4 protein-coding genes are annotated in these 6,395 nt (G+C 71.1%); 2 read left to right on the top strand and 2 right to left on the bottom strand.

Features of this window, described 5'->3' with window-relative positions:
• The first annotated feature begins 230 nt into the window (after positions 1–230).
• Together VR44_RS19550 and VR44_RS49165 are read left to right on the top strand one after the other, a co-directional pair.
• Entirely contained in the window at positions 231–2,675 is a 2,445-nt protein-coding gene (locus VR44_RS19550) for a WD40 repeat domain-containing protein (protein WP_157880359.1), read from the top strand.
• A 168-nt stretch (positions 2,676–2,843) separates the two neighbouring features.
• Positions 2,844–3,734 (top strand): Vgb family protein, encoded by an 891-nt coding sequence (locus VR44_RS49165; protein WP_425424517.1) that lies wholly within the window; start codon positions 2,844–2,846, stop codon positions 3,732–3,734.
• Positions 3,735–4,067: 333 nt separating this feature from the next.
• Here VR44_RS49165 and VR44_RS19540 read toward each other — a convergent pair whose 3' ends face one another.
• Both VR44_RS19540 and VR44_RS41335 read right to left on the bottom strand, forming a co-directional pair.
• Positions 4,068–4,892 carry an outer membrane protein assembly factor BamB family protein gene (locus VR44_RS19540; protein WP_045948834.1) on the bottom strand — a complete coding sequence of 275 codons (825 nt, stop codon included), beginning with the start codon at positions 4,890–4,892 and terminating at the stop codon, positions 4,068–4,070.
• Entirely contained in the window at positions 4,892–6,181 is a 1,290-nt protein-coding gene (locus VR44_RS41335; protein WP_052713714.1) for a serine/threonine-protein kinase, read from the bottom strand. Before VR44_RS41335 ends, VR44_RS19540 begins: the two co-directional genes overlap by 1 nt.
• Positions 6,182–6,395 lie beyond the last annotated feature (214 nt).

The raw sequence follows: 6,395 nt of genomic DNA, 5'->3' as shown, positions 1-6,395 counted from the left end.
GCTGCGGGCTCTGGCGGATCGTCCTGTCCGACGATCCGCTGCCGCCGCCGCGAATTGAGGGGCCCTCACTAGGCGTGGCCTTCGCCCTGGGCCTGCGCGAGTTACTGCGCCACCCCCAATCCCCCCGGCCCAGCTGGGCCGGGATCCGAGGCGCCTTCTACGGGCTGAGGCCACGAACGGCGGTGACGGGGGCCCTGGGTGACGGCGAACACCTCCTCAAGATCAGTGGCATGGAGGCCAAGCTGCTCACAGCGCGCCACAAGGGGCTGCGCCTTGTGGCGCCGGAGGCCAACCGGCCGGACGTCGCCCACGCGCCCGAGCCGGGCGACGTGCGGTTCGCGGCAACCCTGAAGCAGGCAGACCGGTACGCCCGGCAGTTTCGCACCGGGCGAATGGTCATCGCCCTGTCGCTGGTCGCCGCGGCCGCGCTGTCGGGGCTGGCAGTCCAGTACCAGAACGCCGAGGAGAAGACCCGACTGGAGAACGCCCACCGGCTCGCAGACGTGTCCCAGAACCTGACCTCCAGCGATGTCGGGCTCGCCGAGCTCTTCGCAGTGCAAGCCTACCGTCAGCACGCTGACGCCTTGACTCGCCAGGCACTCTTCCGGGCGGTCACTGCCAGCCCGCAGCTAGTCGGCAGTGTTCGATCCAGCGGACCGATCTCCGCGCTGGCAACCGCATCAGACGGCAGTGCCCTGCTCGCGGGAACCCAGGGCGGGGAGGTTCAACGATGGACGGTCACCACAAAAATAGCGGGCAGCAGCCAGCAGGTCGGCCGCCTTCCCGGGCAGGTCACCGCGGTGGCGTCGGACGCGTCTGGTGACGTCGTCGCGGCGATCGGCCACGAGGCGGTCGGGGTCTGGAAGGGCGGCTCGCCGGTCCCGGCCCCGGTCCTCCCCGCCGGGCAAGAGCCCGGCGCCGTGGCAGTATCCCCGTCGGGACGCTTCGTCGTCGTGACGACGGCCACCAAGACCTTCGGCGTCCCGCCCACCGCCTGGGCGCTGGACAGGTCCACAGGAGCCACCAGTCACCTCGACCTCGCGGACATGCACAGCGATCCGGATGCCATCGCCTTCTCCGATGACTCGCACCTGACATTGTTCGACGGCGACGCATATGGCACATGGGAGCAGCTCACCCTGCCGGGCCCGGTGCGCACCCGTGGGAGCACGCTGGGCTTCGGCACCCACAACTACGCATCCGCGCTCGCCCCGGACGGCAGCCACTTCACCTACACCAACAGGGCCGCCGCCCTGCCAGTCTGGGCATCCGAGGGATCCCCGGACATCGACAAGCCGGCTTTGTCGGCACGGTTCCCAGAGGGCAGCCCCACAGCCCTGGCGCTCAGCCGCGGCGGCTCCCGGGCAGCCGCAGCCCTCGGCACCACGCTCTACGTGTCTCGGACCAGCGCGCCGGACCAGCCTCCGTCCGAGCCTGTCGTCCTACCCGGAGCCGGCACGGTGCCTGCCCGCGGCCTCGCCTTCCTCGGCCCGAGCGGCCGCAAGCTGGTCTCCGCCGCCGGGGACGTGCTGAACCTGTGGGACCTCGACCGGCTGTCGAGGATCGCGGCAGAGACGACAGTCGTCGTCGAGACCTCCTGCAATGCGTGCCCGGGACCGCGCGTCGCCGTGGCCCCCAATGGCCGCACGGCGGCGGTACTGGGCGGCAACGGACGCACACTCGATGTACGGAGCCTCGACACGGCGGGCGCCGACCGGCCGCCGGCGGAGCAGCCGCAATCGCTGGACAAGGAGTACGGGGCGGTGGCGTGGAGCGCCGATGGATCGCGGATCATCATAGTGTCGCAGGACGGGAGCGCCCAGATCCTCGACCCCCGCAACGGGCTGCGCGTGACCGGCAGCTGGCCGGCTCTGCCCAATCCGCTCCAGCTCGATGATTCACCCGCACTGCTCCAGTTCCTTCCGGGCGGCCGGGAAGTGGCCCAGCTGGACGGCTCCGGCACGATCCGCATCAGAGAACCCGCCACCGGCCGTGTACTGCGCCAGGTAGCCGGACCACGCGACATGTCCCCGACCGTAGGCGGGACCGAAGCAGCCGCCCAGGGGGAGGCGGCCCTGGACCGGCTGGCCACCCACGCCGCCTTGATCAAATACGACCCCGCGAGCAACCACCCTGAGATCCGGGTCGTCGATGCCGGCACTGGCCGGTACCGCGTGATCGACGGGAAGGACTTCCGGGGCGTCGCCTACGAGGATGACCGGTTGCTCGTCCAACGAGAGGGCGGGGACCTGGAAGTCTGGTCCCCTGACGGGGCCCGGCGCCTGGGGACCCTCAAGGGAACGCCCGGAACGACCGTCGGACCTGTCGTCGGCAAAGGGCTGATCGCCGCGATCCCGGCCAACGAGAACACCGTCCGGCTCCTCGACCGGCCATCCGGCGACGTGCTCGGCACCCTGCCCATCCCGGCGGGCCCGAAGCCCGGGTCCACCGGTCTGGCCTTCGCTGCAGACGGCACCCGTCTGGTGGCAGCCACCGAGTTCCGCCAGGCGGAGGACGACGCGGGCGAGGGTGCGGGCCGTCTGATCAGCTGGCGACTCGACCCGGACTCATGGATCAGCACCGCCTGCACCTCGGCCGGGCGGGAGCTGACCCCCGCCCTCTGGAAGCAGTACCTGGGGTCCGACGCCCCGGCGAGTCTGCGCTGCACCCCCTGACACCCGCCAGCCGGAAAGACGAAGAACCGGAGAGGAACATGAGCTCACGCTTCGGCGCCTGCCGCAGGCCGGCCCGGACAGCGCCCCCCGCCCGGCACCGCGTCGTCGCCTGCGCCGCCCTGTTGGTACTGGTGTTGCCCGCGGCGGGCTGCCGGGACGCGAACGTTCCTGCCGACAGTCCGGCCGGCGGCCTGTCCGTCGCTGGCCCTCGCGCCCGACCGGACACTCTGGGTCGCAGAGAACGACGTCGGCGGTGTCGCCAGGATCGACCCTGCAGGGACCATCACCCAGCACCGCCTTTCGGCTCTGGCAGACCGCGTTTCCGGCATAGCGCGCGCCGCAGACGGAACAGTCTGGTTCGTCACAAACACACATGTCGGACGCCTGCGGCCAGACGGAAGAATCACCCGCGCAAACTTCGGCTTTCCAGAGGGAATCGCCGTAGGCCCCGACGGAGCGGCCTGGTTCACCACATCCAGTGGAGCGGATCCCGCAATCGGCCGCGCCGATGCGGCGACGGGAAAGCTGTCCATGATGGCGGTGTTGCCCGGCGCTTTCCGCTTTCCCGAAAACAGCATCACGAGCGGACCGGACCAGGCGGTGTGGTTCTCGCAGGTCGGCAAGGACGAGGGCAGCCCTGACGGCATCGGGCGCGTGAGTCTCGACGGGGTGTATACGAGCTGGCCGCTACCACCGGGCACCGCACCGCGGGGCATCACCGCCGGCCCCGACGGGGCGCTCTGGTTCACGCAGCGCGGCGGCATCGGGCGCATCACAGTCCGTGGCGAGGTCGCGTCCTTCCCCATACCGCAGGCCGAACGCCCGAGCTGCGTCGTCGCCGGCCCCGACGGCGCGCTCTGGTTCACTACGGCCGCCAAGGTCGGGCGGCTCGCGCCGTCAGGGGAAGTCACCCTGTGGTCCGTACCGGACGCCGAGCAGTTGAGTGCTCTCGTAGCCGTCCCGGGCGGAGGTTTCTGGCTCGCGGACAGCAAGGCCGACGTGGTCCGCCGCTTCTCACCACCACGTGGACAGCCGACTGACGGGACGCGCCGGCGTTGACTCAATTCCACTGGCTCCGGGCGATGTCGACCTCGGCCTGGAAAGTGCGCCCGACTCGCGGCCGGAAGGTCGTGCCGAGAGCGGTGCCACCGGTCGTTCCCGGACCCGGCTGGGGGTGACCCCGTCGGCTGCCAGGCGATGTGCGGCCCGTGCGCTGTCCAGATGGCCTCGTCGTACGAGGCGGCTGAAAGCCCAGCGGAGACGTGCGCGGTCCTCTTCGTCCTGGAAGGCGAACTCCAGGGGTGCTGAAGGTCGCGAGCCCGTCCGGAAGTGGCCAGCCCCACAGACCATTCCGTCTGCCGGCCTCTCCGCGATCGGTGGGCACGGGTTCGATCACCCGCGCGTGTCGATCCGCACCGCCGTGAGGCGTTGGTGTGCCTGCAAGTAGAGCCGGTCGTCCCGGTGGGTCAGGTCACTGGGCCCGTCGGGCATGCCTGCCGCCTGTGCCGACAGGGTCCACGAGGCGCGGCGCTGTGCCAGGTCCACCGCGATGACCGCCTGACCTCCGCCGCTGACCGCCGCGTACAGCTCGCCTCGGAAGGGCCCCGGGACGGCGATTCGCTGGAAGTAGGGGCCGGGCTCGTAGGTCCAGAGTTTCCTGCCGGTCGACTCCTCGAACGCCGTGAAGGCATGCGAGGCGATGTGGACGGTGCCCTGTACGCACACCGGGGAGGTCAACAGGGTTTGATCGCGTTCGGGCTTGAGCGTCCAGGTGGGGGTTCCGGTCAGCAGGTCGACAGCTGTGATGACCTGGCTGACGTCCAAGACGTGGTGTTCCGAGACGACCGGCGGATGGACGCCTCCGGAGGCCCCCGGAGCGGCTGCTTCCGCGTCGCTGCGCAACCTGGTGACCCACAGGAAGCGGCCGTCACGGACGTCGACCGCGAAGACGCGGGTGGCGTCGGAGCCGATCAGGCGCCCGTTCGCGACGACGGCGCGGAATAGCAGCGATTCGGTCCGATCGGTGTATCCCCATGCGACGCGGGTACGCCAGCGCAGCCGGTGCGCGGCCAGGTCGTAGGCCAGCAGCCATGGTTCCGCACGCTGCTGGTCGGCCTCGTAGTAGGCCCTGATGTAGAGGGTGTCCGCGTCGGCGTCCAGAACCTCGCTGTACAGGCTCAGAGCGCCCAGTTCGTGTGGGCCGGCCGCGTCCGGCATCAGGTGGCCGGAAAACGGGTCGAGAAACCCGGAGGCGTGAGCTCCTCGTCGAAGGCGAGGGCGGCGAGGCGGCGGCCCGAGGCGGCGACCCCCAGCTCCGTGCTCGGCACCTCCCAGAGCATGCCGCCGCCCGTCGGCGACAGGCCGCGTACCGTCTCCCCGTGGAGGAGGACCAGTTCTTCGGTGGCGACCGGCGGACCGTAGATGGTGGACACGGGAACCGACCACTGCTGACGGGGAGAGCCGCCGGGAAGACCGCCGCTCGGGGACGGTGCCGGCCCCGGCACCCCCGATCCCCCTCCAAAGCCCGGTAACCTGCCCGTCAGCCACAGTGCCGAAGCGCCGCCCGCCGCCACAGCCGCGGCGCCGGCGAGCAGCACCCGGCGGGAGAGGTACGAGGGCGGCAGGGGCGCGGGATCCTCCCGTAGGGGCGCCCCGCCCAGCGATGCCAATTCGTCCACGCGCCGCGACATGTCGGCGAGCACCTCGACCGGTAGCAACTCGGAGAACCGGCCGGCCTCGTAGGGGCCCCAGTGGGCAGCCAGCTCGTCGAGGGTGGGGCGGTCTCGGGGATCGGATGACAGGGCGGGCCGGATCACCTCCCGCAGCGTGTCCGGCACCCCCGTCAGCTTCGGGGGTGCCCCGTCGCGCAGCAGCCGCAAGGCGTCGCGGCCTGGCCCTCCGTCGTACGGACCGTGCCCCGAGGAGGCGAACACCAGCACGGCGGCCAACGCGAAGACGTCCCCCGGCGGACCGTGTTCCTCCCCTCGGACCAGCTCCGGTGACATGTATGAGGGCGTGCCGACCGGCTCGTCCGTCGCGGTGAGCGGAGGACCGCCGAGGGCCCGGGCCAGACCGAAGTCGATCAGCTTCGGGCCCTGGGCGGATATCAGCAGGTTGGCCGGCTTGAGGTCGCGGTGGACGAGCCCGGCGCGGTGCAGGGTGGTCAGGGTGTCCGCCACTGCCGCACCGAGCATGGCCACGGCCGGGAGCGGCAGGGGGCCCGCGACGGCGACCGCCTCCGACAACGACGGACCGATGAGGTACCCCGTCGCCAGCCAGGGAAGGGAGGCCTCGGCGTCCACCGCGAGGAACGCGGCCGTGTGGGAGGAGCCGAGCAGCCGTACGGCTTCCGCTTCGAGCAGGAGACGGTCACGGAAGCCCGGCCTGTCCTTGAGTTCGGTGCGGACGGTCTTCACGGCGGCCAGGCGGCCGCTTCCCGTCCGCGCCAGATAGACCGTCCCCATGCCGCCACCTCCGACGCGGCCCATCAGCGTGTAGGTGCCCACCCGAGCGGGATCGTCGGGGAGGAGGGGGAGAACCAAGGGCACGGGGCACCCTCACTTACCTTGGGGGCTGCCATCGCTAGACAGCCGGCAGGGCGAAAACCACACTCGGCTGGGCGACGATCAGGACGTCCGGCGTCGCCAACAGCTGGAGTGGGCTGGGGTCCTCCCGGCCGACGAAGGCCAGCTGCCACAGCCGGTCACCGGACCGCAGGTC

Source organism: Streptomyces katrae, assembly GCF_000966975.1.
Lineage (GTDB): Bacteria > Actinomycetota > Actinomycetes > Streptomycetales > Streptomycetaceae > Streptomyces > Streptomyces katrae.
The sequence above is the reverse complement of the archived record's forward strand: the minus strand, read 5'-3'. Positions and strand labels throughout refer to the sequence as shown.

Bases quoted from the DNA above. Each gene is read 5' to 3' on its own strand.
- VR44_RS19550 (WP_157880359.1), top strand. From the start codon at position 231: ATGGAGGCCAAGCTGCTCACAGCGCGCCACAAGGGGCTGCGCCTTGTG.
- VR44_RS19540 (WP_045948834.1), bottom strand. From the start codon at position 4,892: ATGCCGGACGCGGCCGGCCCACACGAACTGGGCGCTCTGAGCCTGTAC.